General features: G+C 44.3%; 25 protein-coding genes and 1 tRNA gene. 10 read left to right on the plus strand and 16 right to left on the minus strand.

The genetic code is table 11. The annotated features are described in order from the left end of the window. Window positions 1–16: 16 nt before the first annotated feature. Both FCL48_RS04225 and FCL48_RS04230 read right to left on the minus strand, forming a co-directional pair. On the minus strand, window positions 17–1405 hold the full coding sequence (locus FCL48_RS04225; protein ID WP_136871171.1) for a sigma-54 dependent transcriptional regulator: 1389 nt from the start codon (window positions 1403–1405) through the stop codon (window positions 17–19). 24 nt (window positions 1406–1429) lie between these two features. Beyond that, window positions 1430–2284: a PHP domain-containing protein gene (locus FCL48_RS04230; RefSeq protein ID WP_136871003.1), complete on the minus strand. Its 855-nt coding sequence runs from the start codon at window positions 2282–2284 to the stop codon at window positions 1430–1432. Window positions 2285–2438: 154 nt separating this feature from the next. On the opposite strand from FCL48_RS04230, the gene FCL48_RS04235 reads away from it, so the two are divergent. The 3 genes from FCL48_RS04235 to FCL48_RS04245 all read left to right on the plus strand — a co-directional run bounded on the left by FCL48_RS04235 (window position 2439) and on the right by FCL48_RS04245 (window position 4752). After that, window positions 2439–3230: a hypothetical protein gene (locus FCL48_RS04235; RefSeq protein WP_136871004.1), complete on the plus strand. Its 792-nt coding sequence runs from the start codon at window positions 2439–2441 to the stop codon at window positions 3228–3230. Window positions 3231–3327: 97 nt separating this feature from the next. Then, a complete protein-coding gene (locus FCL48_RS04240; RefSeq protein WP_136871005.1) occupies window positions 3328–3912 on the plus strand; it encodes a FlgO family outer membrane protein in 585 nt (194 codons plus the stop codon). Window positions 3913–3924: 12 nt separating this feature from the next. Further along, on the plus strand, window positions 3925–4752 hold the full coding sequence (locus FCL48_RS04245) for an SDR family NAD(P)-dependent oxidoreductase (protein WP_136871006.1): 828 nt from the start codon (window positions 3925–3927) through the stop codon (window positions 4750–4752). A 3-nt stretch (window positions 4753–4755) separates the two neighbouring features. Here FCL48_RS04245 and FCL48_RS04250 read toward each other — a convergent pair whose 3' ends face one another. The 3 genes from FCL48_RS04250 to FCL48_RS04260 are packed head-to-tail and all read right to left on the minus strand — an operon-like array spanning window position 4756 to window position 6882. After that, window positions 4756–5457, minus strand: coding sequence for a DVU0298 family protein (locus FCL48_RS04250; protein ID WP_136871007.1), 702 nt, complete (start codon window positions 5455–5457; stop codon window positions 4756–4758). A gap of 12 nt (window positions 5458–5469) precedes the next feature. Then, window positions 5470–6540: a DUF4388 domain-containing protein gene (locus tag FCL48_RS04255; RefSeq protein WP_136871008.1), complete on the minus strand. Its 1071-nt coding sequence runs from the start codon at window positions 6538–6540 to the stop codon at window positions 5470–5472. 12 nt (window positions 6541–6552) lie between these two features. Further along, window positions 6553–6882 carry a hypothetical protein gene (locus tag FCL48_RS04260; RefSeq protein WP_240744735.1) on the minus strand — a complete coding sequence of 110 codons (330 nt, stop codon included), beginning with the start codon at window positions 6880–6882 and terminating at the stop codon, window positions 6553–6555. Between the two features lie 234 nt (window positions 6883–7116). Here FCL48_RS04260 and FCL48_RS04265 point away from each other — a divergent pair, with 234 nt between their 5' ends. The 4 genes from FCL48_RS04265 to FCL48_RS04280 are packed head-to-tail and all read left to right on the plus strand — an operon-like array spanning window position 7117 to window position 10178. Further along, a complete protein-coding gene (locus tag FCL48_RS04265; RefSeq protein WP_136871010.1) occupies window positions 7117–8280 on the plus strand; it encodes an MFS transporter in 1164 nt (387 codons plus the stop codon). Between the two features lie 51 nt (window positions 8281–8331). After that, window positions 8332–8835: a shikimate kinase gene (locus FCL48_RS04270; protein ID WP_240744736.1), complete on the plus strand. Its 504-nt coding sequence runs from the start codon at window positions 8332–8334 to the stop codon at window positions 8833–8835. A 56-nt stretch (window positions 8836–8891) separates the two neighbouring features. After that, window positions 8892–9239, plus strand: a complete 348-nt coding sequence (locus FCL48_RS25820) for a nitrous oxide-stimulated promoter family protein (protein WP_136871012.1) — start codon at window positions 8892–8894, stop codon at window positions 9237–9239. 36 nt (window positions 9240–9275) lie between these two features. Next, window positions 9276–10178, plus strand: coding sequence for a TIGR01777 family oxidoreductase (locus FCL48_RS04280; RefSeq protein ID WP_136871013.1), 903 nt, complete (start codon window positions 9276–9278; stop codon window positions 10176–10178). A gap of 131 nt (window positions 10179–10309) precedes the next feature. Here the strand turns inward: FCL48_RS04280 and FCL48_RS04285 are convergent, their stop codons facing one another. The 9 genes from FCL48_RS04285 to FCL48_RS04325 are packed head-to-tail and all read right to left on the minus strand — an operon-like array spanning window position 10310 to window position 19283. Continuing rightward, entirely contained in the window at window positions 10310–11203 is an 894-nt protein-coding gene (locus FCL48_RS04285; protein ID WP_136871014.1) for a phosphoribosylaminoimidazolesuccinocarboxamide synthase, read from the minus strand. Between the two features lies 1 nt (window position 11204). After that, window positions 11205–12065: a DUF3108 domain-containing protein gene (locus FCL48_RS04290; RefSeq protein WP_169309071.1), complete on the minus strand. Its 861-nt coding sequence runs from the start codon at window positions 12063–12065 to the stop codon at window positions 11205–11207. A 45-nt stretch (window positions 12066–12110) separates the two neighbouring features. Next, a complete protein-coding gene (locus FCL48_RS04295; RefSeq protein WP_136871016.1) occupies window positions 12111–12971 on the minus strand; it encodes a UbiA-like polyprenyltransferase in 861 nt (286 codons plus the stop codon). 4 nt (window positions 12972–12975) lie between these two features. Further along, window positions 12976–13539, minus strand: coding sequence for a UbiX family flavin prenyltransferase (locus FCL48_RS04300; protein ID WP_136871017.1), 564 nt, complete (start codon window positions 13537–13539; stop codon window positions 12976–12978). Window positions 13540–13563: 24 nt separating this feature from the next. After that, window positions 13564–14412, minus strand: coding sequence for a menaquinone biosynthetic enzyme MqnA/MqnD family protein (locus tag FCL48_RS04305; protein WP_136871018.1), 849 nt, complete (start codon window positions 14410–14412; stop codon window positions 13564–13566). Window positions 14413–14423: 11 nt separating this feature from the next. After that, window positions 14424–15689, minus strand: a complete 1266-nt coding sequence (locus tag FCL48_RS04310; protein ID WP_169309072.1) for an amidohydrolase family protein — start codon at window positions 15687–15689, stop codon at window positions 14424–14426. 40 nt (window positions 15690–15729) lie between these two features. Then, on the minus strand, window positions 15730–16785 hold the full coding sequence (mqnC, locus tag FCL48_RS04315; protein ID WP_136871020.1) for a cyclic dehypoxanthinyl futalosine synthase: 1056 nt from the start codon (window positions 16783–16785) through the stop codon (window positions 15730–15732). 17 nt (window positions 16786–16802) lie between these two features. Then, window positions 16803–17900, minus strand: a complete 1098-nt coding sequence (mqnE, locus tag FCL48_RS04320) for an aminofutalosine synthase MqnE (protein ID WP_136871021.1) — start codon at window positions 17898–17900, stop codon at window positions 16803–16805. A gap of 54 nt (window positions 17901–17954) precedes the next feature. Then, window positions 17955–19283 (minus strand): sigma-70 family RNA polymerase sigma factor, encoded by a 1329-nt coding sequence (locus FCL48_RS04325; RefSeq protein WP_136871022.1) that lies wholly within the window; start codon window positions 19281–19283, stop codon window positions 17955–17957. A 346-nt stretch (window positions 19284–19629) separates the two neighbouring features. Here FCL48_RS04325 and malQ point away from each other — a divergent pair, with 346 nt between their 5' ends. Further along, window positions 19630–21177, plus strand: a complete 1548-nt coding sequence (gene malQ, locus FCL48_RS04330) for a 4-alpha-glucanotransferase (RefSeq protein WP_136871023.1) — start codon at window positions 19630–19632, stop codon at window positions 21175–21177. Between the two features lie 135 nt (window positions 21178–21312). After that, window positions 21313–21388 (plus strand) — tRNA-Glu (locus tag FCL48_RS04335). 7 nt (window positions 21389–21395) lie between these two features. Here FCL48_RS04335 and FCL48_RS04340 read toward each other — a convergent pair. Both FCL48_RS04340 and FCL48_RS04350 read right to left on the minus strand, forming a co-directional pair. Beyond that, the gene (locus FCL48_RS04340) at window positions 21396–22454 is read right to left on the minus strand and encodes a tyrosine-type recombinase/integrase (protein WP_136871024.1); all 1059 of its coding nucleotides are present in this window, start codon (window positions 22452–22454) and stop codon (window positions 21396–21398) included. Between the two features lie 311 nt (window positions 22455–22765). Continuing rightward, window positions 22766–23911 (minus strand): helix-turn-helix transcriptional regulator, encoded by a 1146-nt coding sequence (locus tag FCL48_RS04350; RefSeq protein ID WP_136871026.1) that lies wholly within the window; start codon window positions 23909–23911, stop codon window positions 22766–22768. Window positions 23912–24434: 523 nt separating this feature from the next. On the opposite strand from FCL48_RS04350, the gene FCL48_RS04355 reads away from it, so the two are divergent. Then, window positions 24435–24662: a helix-turn-helix domain-containing protein gene (locus FCL48_RS04355; RefSeq protein ID WP_240744748.1), complete on the plus strand. Its 228-nt coding sequence runs from the start codon at window positions 24435–24437 to the stop codon at window positions 24660–24662. Window positions 24663–24679 lie beyond the last annotated feature (17 nt).

The following is a 24679-nucleotide window of genomic DNA, read 5'->3' on the forward strand; positions in this document are numbered from 1 at the left end:
AGATGTCTTTTTCTTACTATTTCTTCTTTTTAATTCTGTATTTTTTCATTTTGTACTGTAACAGGCTTTTGGTGATCCCCAGTTTATCAGCAGCCCTGGACTGGACATAATCCTCATCCGCCAAGGCCTGTATCAACATCTTTTTTTCAATAATGTACAGAACATCGTTGAGTGAAGCGTTTTCGGGGATGAGCTGCTGGATATCTATATCAGAATCAATTGTGGACTTATCATCGCCGTAGAGGGTGTCAGGTTGAACGTCTTCTGCTTCAATAGAATCGTTGCTGCACAGGATTGCTGCACGCTCTATGGTGTTTTCCAGCTCTCTGATATTTCCCTCCCAGGGCAGTTTCATCAGAAGCTTCATCGCCTCCTGGGATATCTTCAGATTTTCCTTATTGAGTTCTTTCTTATATTTATCTATAAAAAATTCAGTGAGTAAACGCATGTCATCCATTCTCTCCCGTAGAGCAGGCAAGGTAACTGGGATGACATTTAACCGGTAAAAAAGATCCTCACGAAATCTTCCCGCTGCAACCTCTTCGCGCAGGTCTTTATTGGTGGCGCTGAGAACGCGAACATCCACTTCCAGGGTTTTCCCGCCTCCAACCCGTTCAAACGTTTTTTCCTGGAGAACCCGTAACAACTTTGCCTGCAAAGCAAGAGGGATATCTCCTACCTCGTCCAAAAAAATTGTTCCATGATCCGCCAGTTCAAAGCGTCCTTTACGCATCGTTATGGCCCCGGTGAAGGCCCCTTTCTCGTGGCCAAAAAGCTCGCTCTCAAGAAGATTTTCGGAAAGAGCTGCACAATTTACCGCAATAAAAGGTTTAGATTCCCTTGGACTGTTCCTGTGTATGGCTTTTGCGACCAACTCCTTCCCTGTCCCGCTTTCTCCTGAAATAAGAACCGAAGCATGGGTGGGGGCGACCTTTTCAATGAGCTGATACACCTGTAGCATCTTGGGATTTTTGCCAACCATACCACTGAATCCACTTTGTCCTTTGATCTCTTTGCGTAATCTGGTGTTTTCCCGAACGAGCAGATGAAGAGAAGCGGCTTTATTGATTGTAACAATCAGTTCATCGTTGGAAAAAGGTTTGGCAAGATAATTAAAGGCACCGCTTTGCATGGCCTGTACGGCTTTATCTACCTCGGCAAAAGCGGTGATCATGATTACCGGCAAATCGGGAGAGCTTGTCTTGATTCTTTTCAGAAACTCAAGACCATTCATGGTCGGCATCTGCATGTCCGTTATCACCACATCCAGATCAACATCCTCAATTATTTTCAAACCCTCTTCACCGGAGGAGGCGGTGAACACTTCAAACCCTTCATCTTTAAGCAACTCTGAAAGGACGACAAGATAATTTGGTTCGTCATCGACGACCAAAATTGAATACATAGCCACGTTTTACCCTTTGTATGTTTAATACTTCACGGTTATTTTATCTTTTGCCCGACGCATAATCCCTACAAGATGTTCCGGTACCGAAACACCTTTACCACCGGCAAGTGAGGTCCCCTGTCTTATGGTTCCATGATAATCACTTCCGCCAGTGATAAAAAGCCCATATTTTTCAGCAAGTTTAATTAACTGTTTCCTGAATTTTCGTATATGGGTTGGATAGTAGGCTTCAACCCCGTCAAGACCGATGTCTTTGAGTTGGCCGAGCAGCGCTCCGTTTTCTAAATCATCTTTTAACAGGTGATAAGGATGAGCCAGAACTGCAACGCCACCTGCCTGGTGGACAAAATCTATAGCCTCTTTAACCTCATAGCTGAACCGACTGACATAAACACTGCCGCTCTGCCCGAGATAGGTATCGAAGGCCTCATCCATTGAGCGGACGATCTTTTTATGTAATAAGAGCTGGGCAATATGTGGTCTTCCCGTCTGCCCTGAGCCGGAAACATGGGCCAGTTCGGCACTTGTTATTGTAATACCAAGTGCATTGAGTTTGGCAATTATCTCTTCGTTCCTGAGGTCTCTTGCCTGCTGCAGTTTTTCAATGCGCCCAAGAAAAACTTGATCTTCACAATCGAAAAGGTAACCCAGCAGATGAAGATGACTGTCCTGTAGCCTAACACTTAACTCGATCCCAGAGAGTACCTCAAGACCCACGGCAGAGCCTCGTCTTGAAGCTTCAGCATATCCTGCAAAGGTGTCATGATCTGTAAGGGCAATGGCTCTCAAGCCTTTTTTTTGCGCAAGATCAACCAGCTCAGTTGGACTCATCGTCCCATCAGACATGGTTGAATGGACATGCAGATCAATGGTCATTGCCGTATACCTTTATAAATACCTTCAGAATTGATGTAAAAACTCTTCTTAGCTACAGTATATATTACTAAAATCACATATTTTCCTTTACTTTTTCAAGAATAGTCCGATAAAGTTCGGTAATGAAAAACATTCAACAACCGGAGTGGTCACGATGCGGTCATTTTTTATTTTATTTCTTATGCTACCATTTATTACCGATTGTAGCAGCCGAATACCAGAGGCGATTACTTATCCCTATAGTCAGCAGAAGAAGATGCAGGCATCTGAGCATTGGGAACTGCTCGCCCAGGACCTCGCCAACAGAATAAATAATGAACTTATTTTAAAAGATAAAATAGACACTTCGGTCTATGTCAAAACAACGTGTGGAGATGAAAAAACTCCTTGCGAGGCCAACGAGACCTCAACCTTTAATGAGGCCTTTCGTGATTTGCTTATAACCGGGCTTTACGGTTACGGTATTCCCACCTTGAGAGAAAAACAGGAGGAAGCTATTGAAGTCCTTTACAAGGTTCAGGTTGTTCGCCATAATGCGAACAGAGTCCGAAGCCTGCAGCCCGGGCTTCTCACAGCACTTTCCTCGGCTATAGTGGTATTGAGAAATGCACCGTCAGAACTTATTGTCCTGGCTGTAGGTGCCGGAGCCGATGTCGCCAATACCAGTTTCACCTCAAATGGCCACTACGAAGTTATCATCACCACTTCAATGGTTGAAAAAGGTCAATATCTTTTCAGGGCTTCGGATATTTATTATATCAACGACAAAGATTTCTACCAGTATCAGGAAACACATGCACAGACGACTTCAATTCCCATGAAAACAAGAAACGTTCAGCAAAAAATAACATTCCCCTCCGTAGCAGTGCCTTCTTCTGAAGCTGTCACCCCATTGATCCCTGATCCTGTCGACCAGCCGAGCAAAACAAAAGAGGAAGAACTCTGATATGACTTATAGATATGCCAGATACGACAGATGCATCACTTTATTCTCACCCAGAAAAACTTGTCATACTATTTCTACAATATTTGTACTGGCAGTAATGTTTTTTGCACTGACTGGTTGTGCCAACCTTAATTGTAGCCGGCTGGAAAACCTTCTTGGTGGCAAGACCAATCTTGTCACCTTTTCGTATAAAATAGCAGATGATCTGGTAGAACTTGCCCTCCCTCCCCTTATACCGATGCACCCTGACATGCCGGTTTTGGTCACAACATTTGTCAGCAACAGCAATCTAGAAAGGACCAGTCCATTTGGCCGTCTTCTTCAAGAAAACATCGGTTCACGCCTTGTTCAACTGGGCTATACGGTCCGGGAAATTAAAGTGGCCGATCATCTTTTTATAGAACAACGGTCGGGAGAAACGATTTTGAGTCGAGACCTGTCCCAGCTTCATCCAAATCTTGAAACTCAGGCCATAGTTGTTGGGACCTTCACCCGGTCAAACCGAACCCTCTATCTCTCCACCCGTCTTATAAATCCAAGCAATAACAATATCATTGCAAGTAATGACTACAAACTCTGCATGGACGATGATATCCTGGCCATGTTTGGCCTGCAAAGATCACCGGACGACTCAAACTCCATCTCTGAGCCCTCCCAGCCTCTTCTCAATAAAATACTTTAAGATTGCTCAAACATGAATCTTCGAGACAAAACTGTGCTTCTTCCAGGTGCCTCAAGGCCCATCGGACGTGCCATTGCCAGAAAATTTGCGGCAGCCGGGGCAACTCTCATTCTACCCGTCTTTGACTGGCCCGAATCCATTGAAGAAATGCATAGGGAGTTTACAGAGCTGGAGTTTTCTTTTCACGTACTTCCTGCTGATTTAAGACACAAAAATGACGTTGAGGCGGTTGCACGTTTTACCCTTCAGCACAGAGGCAAGGTCGACTATCTCATCAATAACATTGAGCGGGGGGGAATGCCGGTGGTACACGGCAGTTATGATCTTCCGCATAATGAAGGCCAGTGGGAAGTGGAGATTGACACCACCCTGAAAGCAAAGTGGCTTTTATTTCACCATTGCCGCTCCCTTCTTGAGAACAGCCATGATGGTTCTGTCCTTAATATCTCTTCTATTTCAGGCAGTACCGGACGTAGTGGGCCGGGAGCTCCATTTTTCAACGACGGCTACAGCGCTGCCAACAGAGCTGTAGATTCCTTCACAGAGCAGTGGGCAAGAGAACTAGCACCAAATATGAGAGTAAATGGTCTTGTTCTTGGGCTTATCGAGAGTCGCCACGGAGAACAGACCAGAGGTTGGACAGCCTTAACTGATCAGGAAAAAGCCAGGATAAAAGATCATATTTTACTCGGTCGCACAGGAAAAACAGAGGAGGTCGCAGATATGGTCTTTTTTTTAGCAGTCAGGGCAACTTATATGACAGGGACGATTGTGAAGATGGACGGTGGCTATACACTTGGAGGTTACAAGGTACCAGCCATGCCCCCCGGAATTTTGTGAGCCTTATACGCTTTCTGCTCTTAATTTTTGATAGATTGATTGCATTGGCACATCAAGGAAGACCCCATCGACATAAATGTTCAACAGACCTTCATCTGCCGTAAAGGGTTCTAAGAACTCCTCTGAACAGAAGACTTCAAGTCCGCTTAATGCCCAAAGGGCCAGCCTTCTGACCTGCTGGTCGTCAGCCTGCATATAATTGCGCAGATCTCTGCTGCAACCTCTGCTGTTCATCTCATCTGGGAAAGTATGGCAGAGTGTCCCTATCCCCCAGAGTAAACCTCTCTGAATCATGGGTAATTCAAGATAGTTGCCATCCTGGAACAATTCGTCACCATCTTCCTGCGTATAGGAAATCAGCATGTGAATATATTCTTCGCGCAACAGGGAACTCTTGCACATAATTTGAGCCATTGCCTCCGGGGCACCCCAACCTATCCCCCCAGATTCGTCATTAAGGGTCCAGAGAAAGCGCCGCATGATAACTCGAGCAGCCTCAGGTTCAGTTTCAGCCATGGAGCTTACAAGCTCCCCAAAACAGCTGACCGCATGCCAGCGAACATCTTCATCCGTGTCACAAAGCGCCATAAACAACGCATTTATAACACTGCTTCTCGGATATTTTGAAACCTGTGCTGTTATTTCTGATAATTCAGCCTGTTTCAGTATCTCAAAAATCTCTTTTTTCACCTTTCGTCTATTCAAATCGCAACTCTCTTACAACTTATCATCCAACCGCTGCATCCCTTCCATGATCATCCCCATAAATCCACCAAGGACATCCAGTTTTTTTTCCTTAGGAGTCAGGCCTTGAGTGAATTTAAATCGACCAGTATCAATGCCTATTATCTCGTAAAATGCATCCTTTCCCTGATGGTTGTTATATTCAACATGAACAAGCTCACCCTCATTGAATAAAATAAGGCCTCTCAGGTGGTTGTTTTCCAGATGAAGTCTGCCTGTTTTTTGGCTGGCGTTAACCATCTGGCACAACTCGACAATTGAGATGTCACTGACTTGTCCTACCATTCCCGAGGAGAGCTCTTCTGCTCGCTGCTCATTCATTTTAGTGATACGGCTGACCAACAATTTGTAGAAAAACACCTGCAGGGTGGGGAATCTATTCAACACGTGCTTGAAATTTTTCTGACTCATTATTGCAACCTGGCAGGGTTCTGTAGCCATGATCGTTGTCGATACTCGCTCGCCTGACAACAGACTCATCTCACCAAAAACTTCACCTTTGGTTAATTCAGCTAGAACAACGCCCTGCTCATCTATGACCTCTGCTCTGCCGGACAAAAGTATAAACAGCCGATTGCCAGGATCACCTTTTTGAGTGATGGGAAACTGCCATGGAAAGTCAGTCAGATCCAGAAGGGTTGCCAGATCAACTAAATCATCGTCGGATAAGACTTTAAACATTTTAATTGATCGCAACAGACCAGCGAAATGTTTGATTTCCAATATTTTTTCACGACGCTCTGTTGCAGCCAGCAGTTTCATCTGAACTGTGGCAAACTCTTTATCCTTTTTGTATTCAAAACTTATGAGACCCGTGCAGCCACCACATTCAAATTTAGCTTTATGCGTTACACCTTGTGAGTACTTCTCATAACTGCTGTCCGCAAGTGCAATCTCTATCAGGTCCTTTGCCAGGGTCAGACAGGTCGGCTTGGCCGCGGGAAGAAGCAAAATGCCATCACTTACCTTCAGCTCTTCTCTGACATTATAGAGGGGACAATGGTCATCCTCTGTGATTATGAATACTCCGTTTCTAAAATGCATCACAAACCCAGCTTAATCAGATCTACCAAATAACAGATAGATAACAAATCCCAGTAGAACAGCACCACCAAACATTACGGGCAAAATCTTTTGAATGTCAATCTCACCGTCCACAAGCAGAGACTGTGCGTAATTGGTTCCTGAAAAATACCATACCCCTATGACAACAGCTGTAATAAGCAATCTTTTCCACCGTTGTTTGTAGAGCATATAGACTATAGCAACGGCAAAAGGCACAATGAACCAGGGATTCGTCAAAAGACCCATATAATCGACAGTTCTTAATTGTTCATCTATGTGGGTGGATTCAAACCAATTGGCAATTTTAGTAAAAAATTCCATCAAAATACTCCCTTGGACTTAAGTAAACACAGGTTGATATATAAAATACGATTCATGAAAAATACTACCATAAATCAAACAGATTTTTCTGCACACAAACCTTAAAAAGCGAAATATTTCAATAAAACCTACCTCATACAACAAATTCTGTGTATGAGGTAGACAAAACCATTGTATATTAATCGCGCAAGAAAAATCTTTGTTGAAATTTAACTCTCTCAAACTTCAAACAATATGAAGCTCTTTAAAAAAGACCCTATGTATCTGTATCTGCTCATACTCACCCTGCTCTCTACGGGTGGATTGCAGGCCTGGCGCACCTTGTTTGATAATTTTGCAGTTCAGGCAATAGGTCTCGATGGATATCATATTGGTGTTATCCAGTCAACACGGGAATTACCTGGGTTTCTGGCACTGCTCGTAGTTTATGTACTAATTTTCATAAAAGAGCATACACTTGCTGCCATGTCCGTGCTCTTGTTGGGACTTGGCGTCTGCCTTACTGGTTTTTTCCCAAGTTTTTATGGTCTGATGGCAACCACCTTGATGATGAGTTTTGGCTTTCACTATTTTGAGACGGTCAACCAATCTCTGACCCTGCAGTACTTCAGCCGATCAGATTCGCCCATCGTCTTCGGCCTGCTCAGAAGCCGTGCTGCGGCCTGTAATATAGTCGTCTCCCTGTTTTTTCTCTCATTTTCAGATTTTTTTAGTTTTCAGACAATGTATCTCAGTTTTGGCCTGCCCATTATTGTCGTGGCTTTCTGTGTCCTGGTGCAAAATCCTACCCGGAAAGATATCCCACTCCAGCACAAAAAAATGATTTATCGCCAAAAATACTGGCTCTTTTATCTACTGACGTTTCTTGCAGGAGCAAGGCGACAGATATTTATTGCCTTTGCGGTTTTTCTTCTCGTCAAAAAATTCGACTATACGATTCAAGAGGTAGCACTGCTTTTTCTGCTCAACAATGGGGTTAATTATTTCCTGAGCCCCTATATTGGAAAATGCATCGCCAGATATGGTGAAAGAAAGGTTCTCTCTCTTGAATACGGAGCTCTCATTCTCATCTTTATCGGCTACGCGCTCGTAGAAGATAAATATCTGGCCGCACTTTTATACATTCTTGACCATGTCTTTTTTAATTTTGCCATTGGTATTAAAACCTTTTTTCAAAAAATAGCCGACCCAAAAGACATTGCTCCAAGTATGGCCGTGGGTTTTACCATAAACCATATAGCAGCCGTGGTTCTGCCTGTGACAGGTGGATTATTGTGGCTCATCGACTATAAAATAACCTTTTTTGCAGGTGCGCTGCTCAGCGGACTTTCTCTCTGTGCGGTTCAGTATATTCCTTCTCAACTCAAAAAAAATGCTGGCCATTCAAACAATGATTAAATTTTCATCATTGAAATAAATTTTTTAAGATACATATCCAAGACAATAATAATGAAAAAATCAAATATAGTTCTCATCGGAATGCCCGGCTCTGGGAAATCGACAGTTGGCATTATTCTGGCGAAACAGGTCACCAAAAGATTTCTTGATACCGACCTTCTCATCCAGAATATGGCCGGGACAAGTCTGCAATCCATTGTCAACAATCAAGGCCATATGGCGCTGAGAGAGATAGAAGAGAGGGCCTTATTATCCGTTAAATGCAAAAATCACGTTATCGCCACGGGGGGGAGTGCTGCCTATAGTGAACCTGCTATGCTACACCTCAAAAAACATGGCACCGTTGTTTTTCTTCAAACAAGCCTAAACGAGCTCAAACGTCGTATTCATAACTATGAGACAAGGGGCCTTGCCAAGCGGCCCGATCAAAGTTTTCAGGATCTTTTTGAAGAAAGAGAATCCCTATACAGAAAATATGCAGAGATTACCGTCGAAAGCTCAAACCTGACCCAGGACCAGGTTTGTGATGAGATTATCGAAAAACTCTGTCCATAAAAACGATATTTCATATTTCCTGTTTCAGGCAGTACCCGTATATAAAAGAGTGTAAAATGCAAGAAGAGACCTCCAAACGAATCAAGAGAGAAATCAAGACAGTAAAAGCCATGCTCACGATTTACTGTAAGCATCACCATACCTCCGGAGCACAGTTATGCGAGGAGTGTGCGTCGATATATGAATACGCTGTTGCAAGACTCCACCGCTGCCCTTTCCAGACCCTAAAACCCACATGCGGCAAGTGCCTGATACATTGTTACAACAAGGACATGCAACAAAAGATTCGAGCTGTTATGCGATATTCAGGTCCCAGACTGCTACTGGTGCATCCGATACTTGCCCTGTATCATATATTAGATTCCAGAATACAACCGCAACAACGGCCAAAAAAAAAATCTTAAAATTCAAACGGACAAATACAACGACGGAAATACCTTATGAAAACCATGATAACAGGTTGCACCGGACTCGTAGGAAGCACACTCATTGATAGCCTTTTCAAAAAAGGATACTCAATTCAGTGTCTCAAAAGAGATACCGCCACAGGTAGTCAGCATTTCTGGAAAACCGAGAGTCTGCCACCTGAGCATGGCGAAAATTTCGATGCGGTTATTCATCTCGCAGGTGAAAACGTGGCTGGTGGCAGATGGACGAATAAAGTCAAAGACAAGATACTCAACAGTCGACTGGATGGGACCAGAGAACTGATAGACTACATTTCCGTTCTCCCCGAAAAACCTAAGGTGTTCTTATGTGCCTCAGCCATAGGATACTACGGTAATCGTGGTAGCGATATATTAGACGAAAGGAGTGATCTTGGAGCAGGATTCCTGGCAGAAGTCTGTCGCAGATGGGAAAAAGAAACCCAACGTCTGACGAGCCTCGGTGTACGCGTGGTTAATTTGCGCTTTGGCATGATTCTCAGTCCCCGTGGAGGAGCACTGCACAAGATGATTCCCCCTTTTAAGGCCGGCCTGGGGGGCGTTATTGGCACAGGGGAACAATATGTGAGCTGGATAAGTATACGTGATGTAGTGGGAATTGTCGATTTTCTCATTAAAAATGAGTCGATAAGTGGACCAGTCAATGTCGTCAGCCCAATTCAGACAACCAACAAAGAACTGACGAAGACCCTTGGATCAGTGCTCAATCGGCCTACACTGTTTAAAGTGCCTGCGTCCGCGGCCCGTCTGATTTTTGGCCAGATGGCGGATGAAATGCTGCTGACAAGCAGCCGTGTAACTCCACAAAAACTTATGCAGGCCGGATATCCTTTTATAGATCAGTCCCTGGAGGCGGTTCTTCGTTACTGTACAGAAGGCCAAAACGCTGCTGTATAGCGTTTGGCGCCACATATTTTCTTGTGATATCTCTGTATCCTGGAGTTGATGCTGGTACGTTTCAAGGAAAAAAGGCCCGATGATCGCTACACATCGGGCCTTTTTCTATTTTCAGCAAAGTATTACAGAGCTTATTTCGAACAAAGCCTCTCCTGAGCTTCAACATACCTGGCTTTGGTTTTTTCAATAATCTCTGCTGGAAGTTTTGGTGGTGGCGGAGTTTTATCCCAATCAAGTCCTGAGAGGTAGTCTCGTAAAAACTGCTTATCAAAACTTGGTTGGGCTTTGCCGGGTGCATATTCATCTACAGGCCAGAACCTAGAAGAATCAGGGGTCAGGACCTCATCAATCAAGATGAGGCGTCCATCTACTTCCCCGAGTTCAAATTTTGTGTCGGCGATAATAATACCTTTTGTCCTGGCATAATCAGCGGCCTTTTTGTAAAGAGCAACCGAGATTTCCGCAATCTTTGCAGCCTTTTCCTTGCCGACAATTTTCTCCATTTTTTCAAACGAGATATTTTCGTCATGATCCCCGAGATCCGCCTTGGTCGATGGAGTGAAAAGTACCTCCGGAAACTGCTCGGATTCCTGCATATTCTCAGGAAGCTGGAAGCCACAGACATTGGTATTTTTCTTGTACGCACTCCAGAAAGAACCGGATATGTAACCACGAACAATGCATTCAATCGGCAGAGGTTGCGTTTTCTTCACAAGCATTGATCTACCCATGAGTTGACTTGCATAGGGCTTGCACACCTCGGGATACTCATCCACATTAGCGGTGATGAGATGGTTTTCCACAATATCACCAAGCAGATCAAACCAGAACAGTGAAAGCTCCGTCAATACTGCACCTTTTCCTGGAATGGGATCTTCCATCACAACATCATAGGCGGAAAGCCTGTCGGACGCCACCATCAGCAACTTATCGTCATGGCCTGGAATCTCATACATATCCCGAACCTTACCTCTGTGCTTTAAAATCAGGTTTGGAAAATCCGTTATTTTAACTGCATTAGTCATTTCAAGTATCTCCTTTAATATCCGTATCAGGTACATTATTTTTGTGCGCCGAAGGATAGATATCACAGGCAGGATTTTCATACTCCGTGAGCTGTGCTGTCAGCGATCCAATGGCAATTTTTGAGTTTATTTTAACTGGCACCCTGCATTTATCATTGGAATACCAGATAACAGTGTCACCTTTTTTATCATAGAGACCCTTAAATTTCATCACTGGCATTACTTTAACCGCTGAAATATCACCGAGAAGAGTCTTTTCAATCTTCTGCACACCTTTTGCGTACACTGCAACTTCAACCCGTTTCTTGTCTGCAAAGGTGGGGACAACAAAGGGATAGGCAGAGGAAAGATCCATGAGTCTACTGTTAAAAAACGATGAAAACTCGTTATTGACCTCTCCTTCAACCTGATATTCACCTTCCAGTTTATCGTTTTTCATGTAGCGGATACGTCTTTTCTCCTGGTCATAGGTAAGCACTCTGTGCGCCTTGTAGTTGTACCCCTCTTCTTGCCAGACCTCATAGAAGTAGGGAAGTTTTTTGGGTCCGTACACCTTGGTCACATGCACATCAGAAATAGGATACAGGAGATGTACCGCCCCGCCTTTTGTCGAAACAAAAGCTTTTATCTCAAAAGGGTTTTCCCTCCCCTCCATCTCAGATCCATCAATTGCCGTGACTTCAAGACGCAGTTCACCTATTTTGATACCACCCGACCAGGAAACATCATATTGAAGAATTTCTCTACCCGAGTAGCCAATATCAACGATCTCTGGATCTATGATACCTATCGGTGGGTGGCTTACATTCTCCAGAGTACTGTCCATCTCTGCCAGTACAAGTACAGGCAAGAAAGAAAGCATAATGATCAGCACATATCTCAGCATAGGAATTCTTAAATCTTCTGGTTACAGGGTCGCAAGCGAAATCCAGGTTGCCACAAAAAGAGTCACGCTGATAAAACCGTTCATGGAAAAGAACGAAGCATGTATGCGGGAGAGATCCTCGGGACGCACCAGCATGTGCTGGTAAAAAAGTGCCGCAGAAGTCAGAACTATACCTATATAATAAAAGATATTAAGGCCCTGGGTCCAGCCGGTTGCGGTAAAAAGAACGAAGGCTAGAACGTGAAAAAAACCGGCAAGGCGAAAAGCATTTTTTTTACCGAGCCTGGAAGGCAGTGAATACAGGCCCCTCTTTTTATCAAATTCCGCATCCAGGCACCCGTAGATTGTATCAAAACCAGCTACCCAGAAAACCACCCCCAGCGAAAGTACAAAAGGGTATCCAGAGACACTGTTGTTAACTGCAATCCATCCCCCGAGTGGGGAAAATGCCAGGGCAAATCCAAGGACAAGATGACACAGGGAAGTAAACCGTTTCGTGACAGAGTAGAAAAGTGTAAGCCCCAGAGCAAAGGGCGAGAGAAAAAATGTCAATTCGTTAAGGTTATAACATGCGAAAAAAAAGATCCCCCCTGCACCAGCCACCATGGACCAGGCTTCCACAAGACTCACCTCACCGGCTGGAAGAGCTCTTGACGCGGTCCTCGGGTTATCCTTATCAAATCGACGGTCTATGATACGGTTGAATCCCATAGCGCAGGTTCTTGCACCAACCATAGCAAGTATGACCCAGGCAAGGGTCGTAATCTCTGGAAAACCTCTTGAGGCAAGAAATGCACCAGTCAGGGCAAAAGGAAGAGCGAAAACTGTGAGCTTGAACTGGATCATCTCCAACAGAATTTGAATTTTTTTCACAACAGACATCGGATTACCATCTCCTGCGATTGGGAATGTCAATACCAAGCTGATCGGCCAGCCGCCAGGCATAGGTTTTAGCCGCTTCTTCCAGGGTTGTCGGTTTGAGATAATAACTTGGCATGGTAGGACATAACGTAGCACCGGCATCGTGCACAGCCAGCATATTTAAGAGATGCGTTCTATTGAGAGGCGTTTCCCTGACCGCAAGAACAAGTCTTTTTCGTTCTTTCAGCATCACATCAGCTGCCCGATGAATAAGATTGATCGACATCCCTCCGGCAATTGAGGCAAGTGAACCCATGGTACATGGAAGAACAACCATTGAGGTGTAATCACTGGAACCAGAGGCTGGAGATGCGGCCAAATCATCGACATCATACCATTTTGAAACAAGGGGTAATTGCTGCGGGGTGAGGCCCTGTTCCATTTTCAGCACATTTTCCCCGGAGCTGGAACAGACGCCATGAACTGTAACTTCTGTTTCTGCAAGACATTGCAAAAAACTGCGGAGAAAAAGCATTCCGCTTGCACCTGTAATGCCGATAAGAATTTTATGTGGGTTGTGCCGTTGCATTGGTAACTGTCCTTTTACAAAGGCTTAACTGAGATTGGCAAACATCTTCAGTGGTAGAGCCTTTTCCTGAATGGTTTTCCTTTTTATCAAGAACTGAAAAAAGGCTTCCAGTGCTTTGCACTTTTGAGGAGAAAGGTCGTATTGTATGGCGAGAAGGTAATCACGACATTTCTTTTTAGAAAGAGGTATTCTGGCCGCTGATATTTCGCATATCGCTTCAAGATCGGCAACACCTTCATCCCTGCAACGCAAAAGTTCCCGATGGATGTCGGCCAGCATCTCCGGATGACTTTCACAAAAATCCTCCCGAACGGCACATACGGCGTAGACAAAGGGTAAACCGGTCTGCCGCTTCCAAATATCGCCCAGGTCAAACTGGTACAGATATGTGGCACTTTCCACAAGACGGAGTGCGTCGTCTCCAATGGCCAGGATCGCTTTGAATTTATCTTTGCCTGCCTCAAGAATATCACCTGTATGGTACTTTGGAGTGACTTTATGAAACTCTTCAAGGATAATTTTGACAAGTTGAACTGAGGTCTCCGATTGTGAGGTTAAGAGTAGATCCGCCCCGTCCAGCTGATTGAGTGGTACATGGGAGAGCAGAACAACAGAGGCCACCGGACCGTTTGCACTAATGGACAGACCTGAGAGTATTTTGTATTTTTCCGGATGTTTGCCATATTCGATACTTGAGACAAAGCCAAGATCGATTGTACCCTCATCAAGTTTTTTACAGAGGACTGACGGGGCCTCTTCAACCAGCTGCCAATCATCTCTTTGGACACTGGTTATCCATTTTTCATGAATTGGTGCGGTGTTGAGGTATTTCACCATCCCAATTCTTGCAACTTTCTGGTTTGACTGTTCCATAGACATAGTCCTTACTTACTCTGAGAATGCATTAAAGGTTGCTGAATCCATTGAATTATCTCTGGTTTTCCGCTCTTCACCAGCACGTTAAGTAATTCTTTATCCGTTTTGCAATTATTAATTTTTTTAGAATCCACATGGAGAAAACTGGCGGCCTTTCCCAATGATATATTGCCATAATGCGCATCCAGACCAAAGGCCTTTGCACCGGCTTGCGTTGCCATTTTCAGGATCATTACAGCGTCAATCCCCGGGTGATCCGCTGCTACCCGTTGCATTTCAGCCCACATATCAGGCTGAGGGTTAGAGGCTGGGGAATCGGTACCCAGTGCTGGAATAATATCATAATCCAACATTGTTTTCACAGGGGCAACCCCAGAATGTAAAAACGCATTTGAGCCGGGACAGACACAGATTTTCGCGCCCGATTCCTGAACAACAGCGAGATCCTGATCACTGACACTCACACAATGGACGAGTAATGTCTTTGCGTTGAGTAAGCCAAGCCTGGAAAAATAGTCGATCGTACTGGAACTTTCAGGAGCGTTCCTGAAAAATTCTCCATCCCACGTTCCACGCTTTTCTAGAAAATCCCGAAATAAACCGGTCTGAGAGGTTATGAAGGAGAGTTCATCCCAAGTTTCGCTTGTATGCACGGAAAAAATATGTCCCAGGCGATCGCAACGCTCTTTAATTTTCACGAGCAGTTCGGGACGTGTGGAATATGGAGCATGGGCGACAGCTGCAACAGTGACAGGTAGATTTTCCAGTCTTTTAAAAGAATTCTGGACCGCATCATGGGTGGAGCCAAGAAATTCCAACATATGATACACTTGCGGGAGATGACTTTCAGCAGGTGGACTGAAAAAAAATTCTGGAATATTGCCGATATCACCAATAAATACCACCCCGGACTCAAATTGTTTTTCTATCTGTCGCTCCGCAGCAATTCTTATATCTTTTTCAGAAACTGCATTATGTGCGCGTTTTTGAAGTAAATCTTCAACCCAATCGGTAAAACTACTGTTTGCATCGAGTGCAGTATCTGCATTAAAACACGATAGTTCAAGATGCATATGAGCGTTGACAAGGGCTGGCAACAAAACTCCTGGGTAGCGATGCGTAACAGATGTACTGAAACGCTCTGCAACCTTATGCTCAGAACCCACACCGACAATTCTGCCATCCAGAAGAGCAACTGCACCATTTTTGATAAGAGGTTTATCAAAGCTCAGCACCCAGGGAGCGGTAACGATGAGAACCTCACCTTTTTTCATTACACCTGCCATAATCTCAGATAGCCTAACCTCAATGGTATTAATCTACCAGGGTGTAATCCATTAAACGCTGTCTTGGGACGAATCCGGCGTCAGTAACCAGGCGCCTGATTTCCTGCTCTGTGAGGCGAAAGCTTACCCCTGCTGCTGCCACTACATTTTCTTCGATCATAGTGCTGCCAAAGTCATTTGCACCAAAGGCCAGGGAAAGTTGGGCAACTTTTGGCCCTTGTGTCACCCACGATGCCTGGATATTATCAAAATTGTCGAGGTAAATTCTGGAGAGAGCAAGAGTCTTTAAATATTCAAAAGCACTTGTTTTTTCAAGATCTGCGTATAGGGTATTGTCCGGCTGAAACGGCCATGGAATAAATGCGGTAAAGCCGTGGGTTTTGTCCTGGGCATTACGAATTCGTCTCAGGTGCTCCAGGCGCTCTTCTTTGGTTTCCAGATGACCAAACATCATGGTAGCAGTCGTCTTCAGCCCCAAACCGTGTGCTGTGGTCATCACTTTGATCCATTCATCTGCCGTACACTTTTTTGGTGCTGTGAGCTGCCTTACCCTGTCGGAAAGGATTTCGGCACCGCCACCGGGGATAGACCCAAGTCCGGCATCCATCAGACGCTGAATGACCTCCGACAGAGACAGCTCGGAGATTTGGGCAAAATGATGGATTTCAGGGGGAGAAAATCCGTGGACATGGATTCCGGTCTCCCTCATGTAACGAACCATCTTCTCATAGTATTCTAGGGGCAGATCAGGATGAAGCCCACCCTGTAGGAGGATCTGTGTTCCACCAAGGTCCTGGGTTTCTTTGATTTTTTGCCCAATTTCCTCAAAACTCAGCAGATAACCGCCGTCATCTTCCGGTCCTTTGTAAAAGGCGCAGAATTTGCAGGCTGAGACGCAGATATCCGTGTAGTTTATATTGCGATCTATCACATAGGTGACGTTCTTTTCAGTATGTTTTCGACGCCGAACCATATCCGCCAGAAAACCGATTGTATGCAGATCTGCAGATTGTTCCAGGGTGCGATAATCATCGTCGCTGATTCTGCGGTCAGCTTCGACTTTATCAATGATGCTCTGAACCATAAAAACTCTCCCCGGCATTATCCGTGCACTTCGATGGTAGTGTACAGAGTGTCCCGCTCAACAGGAATTCGGCCAGCCTCTTTAATAAGTCGAATAAGAGTTTCACTTCCGATACCCTGTTCGGTTTCAGCTCCTGCCATATGAGTGATCACCTCTTCTTTTACCGTTCCATCCATATCATCTGCACCAAAAGAGAGTGCAAGCTGTGCCATTTTCGGACCGATCATCACCCAGTAAGCTTTTATATGGGGAAAATTATCAAGAAGCAAGCGGGCAACCGCTATATTTTTCAGATCATCAATGCCGGTGGTCCGTGACAGGTCGGACATCTTGGTGTTTTTAGGGTGAAAGGCAAGTGGGATAAAGGCGAGAAAACCGTTGGTTTCATCCTGAGCTTTTCGTAACGCCAGAAGATGTTCCAGACGCTCGTCAATGGTTTCAATATGCCCATAGAGCATGGTGGCATTGGTATACAACCCCTGCCTGTGGGCAGTTTGGGCAATCTCCAGCCACTGATCACCCGGTATTTTCTTCTCACAGGTTATCTCACGGATTCTTGGGCTAAAGACCTCGGCTCCCCCACCCGGCAATGATCCCAGACCTGCGGCTTTTAATAACTCAAGAGTCTCCACTATAGATTTGCCGGCAAGGTCTGCCAGATGTGCAATTTCTACACAGGTAAAGGCCTGGATATGCAACTCAGGCTTCACCTCCTTAATGCCTTTGAGTAACTCAATATAATATTCAAAAGGAAGATCGGGGTGAATACCACCAACCATATGGATCTCTGTAATTGGCTCACCAAGCCTCTCTCTTACCTTTTGCTTGACATCCTCAACACTCATCTCATAGGCAAGGTTTGAATCTTTTTCGCAACCAAAGGCACAGAACTTACAGAGATTAGTACAAATATTTGAGTAATTTATGTGCTGATTATAGATAAAATAGGTGTTGTCGCCATTCTTTCGGTTTCGTACAATGTTGGCGAGATACCCTAGAGCGAGAATATCATCACATTCATATAACTTTTTACCATCTTCAAGACTGAGACGCTCGTTGTTGTTTACCTTGTTGAGGATCTCACCAAGGCCTCTTTCACAAATTATTTTTTCCATGATAACAAAAAAGCCGGGTTATTAACCCGGCTCAAACATTGTGGTATTTGGATTTCAATCGATAAAAAACTTTAACTTATCTCTACGGCTGGAGTGACGAAGACGGTTCAGTGCTTTCTTTTCAATCTGCCTGATCCGCTCTCTCGAAACATTGAATAATTTACCGATCTCTTCAAGCGTATACTCAGCTTTCTCGCCGATTCCAAAACGCAGTCTTATAATCTTTTCTTCACGTTCACTGAGTGTTTCGAGGATATCATTTACCCGACCGGAAAGCTCTCTTGTCTGCACCGCATCATATGGTGACTGGGATTCCTGATTTTCGAGAAAATCTCCCAGGGTTGATTCATCGTCACCCACTGGGGTTTCAAGGGAAATAGGTTCTCTTGAGGCCTCCAGAATAGAAAGAATTTTATCCATAGGCAGACTGGTTGCCTTGGATATTTCAAGAGGGGTCGGCTCTCGGCCAAGCTCTTTAAAGAGCGCGTAAAATGCTTTAAAAAACTGGCTGCGTAGCTCAAGAAAATGCACAGGAAGCCGAATAGTTCTCGTTTTATCAAGAATAGCTCGGGTAATAGCCTGGCGGATCCACCAGCTCGCATAGGTGGAGAACTTGTTTCCTTTAGTATAATCAAAACGAAATACAGCCCGCATAAGACCAAGATTACCTTCCTGAATCAGGTCAGCAAGGGTGAGTCCCTGATGCATATATCTCTTGGCAATTGAAACAACCAGCCTGAGATTAGCCCTGATCATTGTGTCTTTTGCAACTTCAATTGACCTGCTGTACGCTTCAAGTTTAGCCTGAAGCTCGAATAAACCTCGTATTTCAGGATATTTTTTTGAGGTACTTATAACATTGTAGCGCATGAAATTGAGCTGCTGTTTTTTAGGCTTGAGGGTCGGGTCCCGTTTTTCCCACAAATCGATACGTTCACGAAGCAGTTGAATTTCTCGTACACCTGACTCGTCCTCTCGTATCGCTTCAATAATAGCCTCAAATCCCTGTCTTATGGTCTTGGAATATTTTGCTTCTTCTTCAGGGGTAAGCAGGTCAAAACGTCCCATTTCTCTGAGATAAGTGGTCGTCGTTTCTTCTGCTTCGTGAGCCTCATCATCACCGGCGTTGGCTTGAGAATCTGCAACGGGGTCTGATGATGAATCGCTATTTTTTTCCCAGACTTCGCCGGAAAGAGTGCGCTTTTCACCATCTTTTTCAACAGTTACAATTTCAATCGAATGGGCGCCAAGGAAATTAAAAATTGATTCAATCTCATTAGCATCTTTTATTTCTTCAGGAAGCAGTTCATTGAGATCATCAAAACTGATACATCCCTCCTGTTTCCCTGCTTTTAGTAGGTTTTCTTTAAGTTCAGGCAGCACTAGACACCCACTCCATATCTTGAATTTTAAGGACTATCTATTGTACAATCAGCTGGAAGTGACTGAATCAATAGCCTCAAGAATCACCAAAGGGTCGTTTGAAGATTTTTGACAAAAAAAAAGCTGACGAGACAGAACTCGTTAGCATGTAGTAAACTCAGAATCTCGTATGTATACACCATATGTCTAGAAAATGCAATTTTTAAAAATAGAAACACCCTTAGATCCCATAGCTGTTTTCTCACCATGAACTATAGTATGCACTCATAAATTCATTTTCAACTAAAACAAGACTTTTTCTTTTGAGTCTTTAAAGCTGTTATCCCTCCAGACAAGGAACCCAATCATGATACCTCATCGCTCCAGTGGCATTCTCTTACACCTCACCTCACTTCCCTCTCGTTATGGTATAGGTGATATGGGACCTTCGAGTTATGATTTTATAGAATTTCTTAAAAATAGTGAACAGACCTATTGGCAATTCCTGCCGACAAACCCCACCTACGGTCAGTTTGATCACTCTCCCTACATGTCAAATTCCGCCTTTGCCGGCAATCCGCTGTTCATTTCGCCGGACCTTCTGGTCAGCGCTGGGTACCTTAATCGAGCTGAGATCGTCAATGTGCCTGATTTTTCAGTCTATACAACGGAATTTTCCAAGGTCGTGCCTTTTAAGTGTGCACTCCTAGAAAAGGCCTTCACAAATTTTCAACAGGCCCCCCCTGCTGTTTATCAAGAATTCATCAAAGGCAATGACTGGCTTGACGACTATGCTCTTTTTATGGTCGCAAAAGAACTCTACGCGCAACAGGGCTGGTTTGCCTGGCCAGAAAAAATCGCCAAAAGAGACCAGGAGGCACTGACGCTTCTCGCCAAAGCCAATCGTGCAAGAATAGAATACTACTATTTCGAACAATTCGAATACTTCAGGCAATGGAATCTTTTAAAAAATCAGTGTCAGAAGAACGGCATACGTCTGTTTGGTGATCTGCCAATCTATGTCAGCTATGACAGTGTTGATGTATGGGCCAACCAGAACCTGTTTACCCTTGACCCAGTAACCCTGAGGCCTACACACGTCTCCGGTGTTCCACCCGATTATTTCAGTGAAACTGGACAGAGATGGGGAAACCCTTTATACAAATGGCAAAGCCAATCTGCAGAAATTCAGGAAAATCTCACTGATTGGTGGATCGCAAGACTGGCACATCTCTTCACTCAGGTTGATGTCGCAAGGATTGACCATTTCCGTGGTTTTGAATCCTATTGGGCCATCCCAGAAGAGAATGAAACGGCAATCAACGGAACCTGGCTCAAGGGGCCGGGTATAAAATTTTTTCATGAGGTCAAATCACGCCTTGGCCAGCTGGATATTATTGCAGAAGATCTTGGTATAATTACCCAGGATGTGGTGAAACTAAGAGACGATCTGGGATTTCCTGGGATGAAGATCCTTCAATTTGCCTTTGATGGCAATCCGGAAAACTCCTTTCTCCCCCACAATTACGATACCAACAACTGTGTCGTCTATACAGGCACCCATGACAACGATACCACTGTGGGTTGGTACTTAAGTGACAAGATAACCGATCAACAGCGTGCAACTGTTAAACGTGCAGCAAACCGGCAACCCAATGACAGTTCGCCCATTCATCAGGATCTTATGTATCTTGCGCAATCCTCTACCAGTAAACTTTCCATATTCCCTCTCCAGGATGTCCTGGGATTTGGTAACGACTGCAAGATGAACAGCCCTGGCCAGCCAACAGGAAACTGGCGATGGAGATGCAGTAAAGAATTTTTCACACCTGCGGTGGAAAACTATCTCGCTGAAACTACAATTCGTTTTGGCCGAAACAGAAAAGAGCACACTCTGCTCCAGTCTGCAGATTGATGGCTTCTTTAATATTTTCGCTCAACGTATTCCAGCAGGGGAAAATAGAAATATTGAAATTTTTTAATCTGCAACAAAATAACCAAGAACTATTTATTGACATCAGGTCAAAGGTCATGTATAAACACGCCTGCTGGCCCCATCGTCTAGTGGCCTAGGACACTGGCCTCTCACGCCGGTAACAGGGGTTCGAGTCCCCTTGGGGTCACCAAGTAAATTCAACCACTTACGCTGATTTCCTGGGAAATATTTTTCTCCCAGGTGGTCGCTAGGTGGTTTTTTACTTTTGGCAACACCTGTAACGCCGGCCGTACTGATTCAATCCTGCGAATATATCTTTCAGTCGTTGAAAGATTTTTATGTCGCAAGATAGTTTGAATATCAATCATTGCGACCCCTTCTCTGGCAAGGATACTTGCACTTAAGTGCCTGATGGCATGCAAGCCAAAATGTTTTACCTGTGCACGCCGGCAGAGATTCTTCATCCAGTGGAGACGAGTTGTAAAGGGTTGGAGTGTCTCAGGGTCAGGAAATACCCATGTATCACTCTTTCGCTTATCTTTCTGTATCGATAAAGCGTTGAAGAGATCTTCAGTCAACGGAAGCCATGACGATTCCCATGATCCATCTTTTGTTTTCCGGGTATATAGCCTTATTTTCACCCCGGCAAAATCTACATCTTCCCACTGCAACCTGAACAATTCCGATTTTCGAGCGGCAAGATGCAGATAACCGAGCAACATTGTTGCATCTTGTTCTGTCCAAGCAGCCTCATATACTTTCCAAAAGTCTCCCTCAGATGGCACATATCGCGGTTGCTTTTTCTCTGGAAATCGTTCCACCAGGCACGGATTATCTTTAGGAAGCTGTAAGTATTTAATACCCCAGTTCCATGCAGCCACAAGATTTTTACGATCTTTATTGGCGGCATACCCTGACCGAGTGATACTTTGGTTCTGAAGTTGTCTTAGTACAATCCCTGCTGTCAGTTGCACGACAGATAAGTTCTTATCAACACCCCGAAAGAAAAATTTAAAAGCAGACTTTTTTTCCTGATAAGTCTTGCTCACAAACTTTACCTCAGCAAAATCCAGATAACGTATTGCCCATTCACCCAAAGATATTGTGGGTGTCAATGAGATGACTCGGTTGTTCTCTTCCACCTCCCATTCGACGGCTTCCCTTTTGGTCGCAAAGGACCTCCGCACGACCTGGTTGTTGATCTTGACTTGCGCCAGCCATGGTTTCTTGCTTTTTTCTTTGCGCTTGTATGGCATAAGCTACCTCCTCCTCAAAAAATAATATTTTTCGAGGCCCCAAGCGCACTCCTCCAAGTTCAGCATAATACTTGCGGACAGTACGCACGTCAAGATTCAAGCGATCAGCAAGTTCCTGAGGGGTTAGTGGTTTTTGTAATTTTCTCATTTACTTTAGGAAGGTTATATTTCCAAAACAAACCCATTTATTAGAAGCCGCTAGCTCAAGTATACGGTTGCCTTTTGTTGTTCCAGTTTGGCAAACTGACAAAAACGAGAGCCCAAGCTGTTTCATGCACTTCTGTACCCTGTTATCATTAGAGTTTTTTAAATTAGCCCTTGTTGAGAAACTTCTCCAGCACCGTGCGGTGCAGAGGTATTACCTTGACCACATCGTTTTCATAATTTTCATAAGCCCAGTCCTCACTTTTTGTGTTTTGCGTACTGAATGTAACCTGGCAGATATAAATACCGATTTCTTTCCCTCCTGCAGCTACAGTGTGGTTTGCTCCGGCACTGTTTTCCGGCCAGAAATATTCAGATTTTTGCAGCAAGGCGTTGCCAATGGCGTTGGTCGATCGACCGGAAAAGCCGAATGCTGCCATCTCAACACTCTCTGCTTCACGAGTTATAATTACAATCCCGGCATCAGTTATTTTTCTTTTCCATTCAAGAAATTGCCACTTAAAATTTTCATCCAGATAATAGGTTCCATGACCGGTTTCGCCAGTACTTCCAGGAGGGTTCCCCTCCCCACCAAAACAGCTTGGAACGAGCCGATCAAACTTTCTATAGCAAAGGTAAATTGGAACTTTTTGTTCTTTATCTGCTGGAACAAACGGTTCACAGTTGAAAAGATCGGCAACCATGTATTCAACCAAATAATTCACCCTCTGGCTGCCAATCAAGATGGTGGAACGTCCTGTCCCTGTGTCTTTTCGCATGTTGTTAAAGATCCGACTTGCACGATCTTTGTCCTCTGTTAATCCTTCCCCTCTGACATCGTAAACTCCTGGGGAAAAATAAAAAGGAACATAGAGCATTTTCACCGAAGGTCTCGTGTCACGGAGTTCGGCATCTGTGGAAAGAAAATGGATTATCTTCGATGAAACAACCGAATCATGTCTGGAAATTGATACAGGCGGAGAAGCCTGTGGTGTTGTAATAGATGTTCCTTTAAGATGATACTCCCCCACGAAAATTAATATCTTCTTTGAATGACCCATCGCCCGCCATAATCCAGAAGGCTTAACACCAAACAAGGCGCCCGGCAAAGTATCTGCCGGTACTCCCTTCTCAATCAGCCATCCACATAATTTTTCCAAGACTTCAAGTTTGGGACACTGAATTTGATTTCGAAGAAACTTTCCTATCGTATGCCGGTGGAGCCCACAGTCTGTGGCAATTTGAGTTTCCACACCATGCTTATAGAGATTGAGCTGTTCCAATAACTGTTTTAGCCGCCATTCGAGTTTCATAAAGTGCCCCCCATAAATATTTCCGGAAAATTTCAGATACCATCAGGCTCACTATTAAAATATTTTCTCTCATCAACGCTCATGTTCCAATTTGAACCAGTTTGTCCCTTGCCAACTACATGTCCCCCCGCAATTGGCAAATCGGATGCCAATTAGGCACGATCTATCGACATATACTACTTTTATTGCTGCATATAGAAAATGCCAAAAATGCTCCAAAATGTCCTCGAAACTCACCAGTTTTATAGCTCATAAGATATTGTTATTATGCTATTTATTTGACTTTATGTTCCTACTCTATTAAGCATATACCATACTATTCTGCTCAAAGTAAAGCACTATTAAGATGAAAATTAATTGGCATTATTAAGAGCATATGAATCTTAGAGAACCTGGATATCAAAATATCACCAGCAATATCTGATGGAGAGAATCACAGGGGTGTTTCTCCAAGCAAGCTTTGCCAAATTGGCCTATTCAGAACACCAAAAAACCAGCACAGCGATTGATGAGGCATGTGAAGATGATACGAGACAACTCCATGACCATAGATGAAGCGGCGAACTTGGCGAAGTGCAACTACCACACTATCCACCGAGCAATCAAGAAAGGAGATCTGGCCGCTTATAAACGAGACAAGACTGTGGTGATTCTGGAAAAAGACCTGACTAACTGGTTAAAGAGCAAACATATCCATGCGGTAAGAATCGGCAAACCACGAAACAGTGTAAAAATTCACAGTGGCCGGTAACGAGCGTTGAAAGTCGC

This window comes from Desulforhopalus sp. IMCC35007, assembly GCF_005116575.1.
GTDB lineage: Bacteria > Desulfobacterota > Desulfobulbia > Desulfobulbales > Desulfocapsaceae > Desulforhopalus_A.

Coding starts and splice junctions, on each gene's coding strand:
- FCL48_RS04225 (WP_136871171.1), bottom strand. CDS start 1,405: ATGTATTCAATTTTGGTCGTCGATGACGAACCAAATTATCTTGTCGTC.
- FCL48_RS04230 (WP_136871003.1), bottom strand. CDS start 2,284: ATGACCATTGATCTGCATGTCCATTCAACCATGTCTGATGGGACGATG.
- FCL48_RS04235 (WP_136871004.1), top strand. CDS start 2,439: ATGCGGTCATTTTTTATTTTATTTCTTATGCTACCATTTATTACCGAT.
- FCL48_RS04240 (WP_136871005.1), top strand. CDS start 3,328: ATGTTTTTTGCACTGACTGGTTGTGCCAACCTTAATTGTAGCCGGCTG.
- FCL48_RS04245 (WP_136871006.1), top strand. CDS start 3,925: ATGAATCTTCGAGACAAAACTGTGCTTCTTCCAGGTGCCTCAAGGCCC.
- FCL48_RS04255 (WP_136871008.1), bottom strand. CDS start 6,540: ATGCATTTTAGAAACGGAGTATTCATAATCACAGAGGATGACCATTGT.
- FCL48_RS04260 (WP_240744735.1), bottom strand. CDS start 6,882: ATGGAATTTTTTACTAAAATTGCCAATTGGTTTGAATCCACCCACATA.
- FCL48_RS04265 (WP_136871010.1), top strand. CDS start 7,117: ATGAAGCTCTTTAAAAAAGACCCTATGTATCTGTATCTGCTCATACTC.
- FCL48_RS04270 (WP_240744736.1), top strand. CDS start 8,332: ATGAAAAAATCAAATATAGTTCTCATCGGAATGCCCGGCTCTGGGAAA.
- FCL48_RS25820 (WP_136871012.1), top strand. CDS start 8,892: ATGCAAGAAGAGACCTCCAAACGAATCAAGAGAGAAATCAAGACAGTA.
- FCL48_RS04280 (WP_136871013.1), top strand. CDS start 9,276: ATGAAAACCATGATAACAGGTTGCACCGGACTCGTAGGAAGCACACTC.
- FCL48_RS04285 (WP_136871014.1), bottom strand. CDS start 11,203: ATGACTAATGCAGTTAAAATAACGGATTTTCCAAACCTGATTTTAAAG.
- FCL48_RS04290 (WP_169309071.1), bottom strand. CDS start 12,065: ATGCTTTCTTTCTTGCCTGTACTTGTACTGGCAGAGATGGACAGTACT.
- FCL48_RS04295 (WP_136871016.1), bottom strand. CDS start 12,971: ATGTCTGTTGTGAAAAAAATTCAAATTCTGTTGGAGATGATCCAGTTC.
- FCL48_RS04300 (WP_136871017.1), bottom strand. CDS start 13,539: ATGCAACGGCACAACCCACATAAAATTCTTATCGGCATTACAGGTGCA.
- FCL48_RS04305 (WP_136871018.1), bottom strand. CDS start 14,412: ATGGAACAGTCAAACCAGAAAGTTGCAAGAATTGGGATGGTGAAATAC.
- FCL48_RS04310 (WP_169309072.1), bottom strand. CDS start 15,689: ATGAAAAAAGGTGAGGTTCTCATCGTTACCGCTCCCTGGGTGCTGAGC.
- mqnC (WP_136871020.1), bottom strand. CDS start 16,785: ATGGTTCAGAGCATCATTGATAAAGTCGAAGCTGACCGCAGAATCAGC.
- mqnE (WP_136871021.1), bottom strand. CDS start 17,900: ATGGAAAAAATAATTTGTGAAAGAGGCCTTGGTGAGATCCTCAACAAG.
- malQ (WP_136871023.1), top strand. CDS start 19,630: ATGATACCTCATCGCTCCAGTGGCATTCTCTTACACCTCACCTCACTT.
- FCL48_RS04340 (WP_136871024.1), bottom strand. CDS start 22,454: ATGCCATACAAGCGCAAAGAAAAAAGCAAGAAACCATGGCTGGCGCAA.
- FCL48_RS04350 (WP_136871026.1), bottom strand. CDS start 23,911: ATGAAACTCGAATGGCGGCTAAAACAGTTATTGGAACAGCTCAATCTC.
- FCL48_RS04355 (WP_240744748.1), top strand. CDS start 24,435: ATGATACGAGACAACTCCATGACCATAGATGAAGCGGCGAACTTGGCG.